This is a genomic window from Streptomyces sp. F001, from assembly GCF_004187715.1.
Taxonomy (GTDB): domain Bacteria; phylum Actinomycetota; class Actinomycetes; order Streptomycetales; family Streptomycetaceae; genus Streptomyces; species Streptomyces flavusporus.
In genome coordinates, this window is record NZ_QZWF01000154.1 from 1 (window position 1) to 1,884 (window position 1,884).

The 1,884-nt window shown below is 73.5% G+C and carries 2 protein-coding genes; one reads left to right on the plus strand and one right to left on the minus strand.

Annotation, left to right across the window (positions count from 1 at the left end; translation table 11 throughout):
- The first annotated feature begins 46 nt into the window (after window positions 1-46).
- On the plus strand, window positions 47-1,273 hold the full coding sequence (locus StrepF001_RS45165; protein WP_129803869.1) for a DUF4185 domain-containing protein: 1,227 nt from the start codon (window positions 47-49) through the stop codon (window positions 1,271-1,273).
- Here StrepF001_RS45165 and StrepF001_RS45170 read toward each other — a convergent pair.
- Window positions 1,209-1,884: bile acid:sodium symporter family protein (locus StrepF001_RS45170; RefSeq protein WP_129803870.1), on the minus strand; the 676-nt coding region annotated here is incomplete at its 5' end. The two genes, StrepF001_RS45165 and StrepF001_RS45170, sit on opposite strands and share 65 nt — an antisense overlap.

The following is a 1,884-nucleotide window of genomic DNA, read 5'->3' on the forward strand; positions in this document are numbered from 1 at the left end:
GGCTCCCCATGGACCAGGTGGCCGCCGCCCGCTAACGTCCCGGAACGTGCCCGCCGACATACGTGCACGACAGCGGACGGGAGCCGGGGTCGGCCTGCTGCTGACCCTGGTTCTCGCGGCCGTGCTGCTCACCGCCCTCCCGGACGACGACCGGGAGGGCGGCGGCGCATGCGAGGCCCGTACGATCGCGTCCTGGTCGGCGAACGACGCGCTGACCGCCGAGTTCGCCCGCTACGGCGACGACGCGACCCGCACCGACGACTGGACCGGCGGCGACGGCACCCACTCGCTGCGGCTGCCGGACGGCCGGGTGCTGTGGCTGTTCTCCGACACCTACCTCGGCCCCGTGCACGCCCCGCCCAACCCGTCCGGCGAGTCGTACGCCTGGCGCGACACGACGGCGCCGCTGGTGCGCAACTCGGCGGTGGTGATGTCCGACGGCCGCCTGAGCACGACGCTGCCCGCGCCCCTCTTCCCCGACCCGGCCCCGAACCAGTGGCGCTGGCCGGTCGCCGCCCGGGTCGAGCCGCGCTCCCCCGGCTCCTCGGAGCAGGTCGTACGGGTGCTGCTGTGGACGCGCGCGGCGGGCCAGGCGCCGTGGATCTACGGCGTGCCCCTCGCCACCGAGGTGGCCACGCTGTCCCTGCCGGACCTGCGCGTCGAGGGCATCGCCAGGGTGTCCGACCAGCAGCGGGTGCCGGACCCGTCCCGGCGTGTGCTGTTCGGGACGACGCTGCTGACGGACGGCGGCTGGACCTACGTCTTCGGCGGCAACGACGGGCAGGCCGCGTCCCGCCCGACCTCCTCCGCGTATGTGGCGCGGGTGCCGGCGGGCGGGCTCGCCGACCCCGCCACCTGGGAGTACTGGGACGGCTCCGCATGGGTCACCGGGTCGCGTCCGGCTCCGGTGCTCGGGGACCAGCGGCGCACCGGTGTGGGCAGCGCGTTCTCGGTGGTCCGGGACGAGGACACGTACGTGCTGTTCACCATGGCCGCCGGAGCACGTGGGCTGACCACCGTGACGTCGTACTGGGCCTGCTCGCCCACCGGGCCGTGGCACGGGCCGACCCGCAGCTTCAGCCCACCGCTGCCGGCCGGCCAGGTCGCCGCGTACAACCCGCAGGCGCATCCCGACGTCGGCGGCGGGGCTCGCCTCGTCCTGAGCTACGACGTCAACTGGCTGGCGACCACGGGCGCGTCCGCGCAGATCAACGGGAACGTGAGCCTGTACCGACCGCGGTTCGTGACGCTGCGGCTGGCGGCGGCGCGGTGAGCGGCTCGACGGGGTCGTGGGAACGGCGTTTGGCGATCACCGCGCACACCATCAGCTGCATCTGGTGGAAGAGCATCAGCGGCAGCACGGCCAGCGACGCCTCGGCCCCGAACAGCACGCTCGCCATGGGCAGTCCGGAGGCCAGCGACTTCTTCGAGCCGGCGAACTGGATGGCGATGCGGTCCTCCCGGTTGAAGCCCAGCGCCTTGGCGCCGTACCAGGTCAGGGCGAGCATCACGGCGAGCAGCACCGCCTCGACGGCGAGCAGCCCGCCCAGCCGGGCGGGGCTGACCTGGTGCCAGACACCCTGGACCATGCCCTCGCTGAACGCGGTGTAGACGACCAGGAGGATCGACCCGCGGTCGACGAGGCCGAGACCCTTCCGGTGGCGGGTGACGAACCGTCCGATCCAGCGGCGCAACAGCTGCCCGGCCAGGAACGGCACAAGGAGTTGCAGCACGATCTTCACGATCGAGTCCGTGGTGAACCCGCCGGCGCTGCCGCCGAGCAGCGCGGCGGCCAGGAGCGGGGTGATGACGATGCCCGCCAGGGAGGAGAAGGAGCCGGCGCAGATCGCGGCAGGCACGTTGCCCCGGGCGATCGAGGTGAAG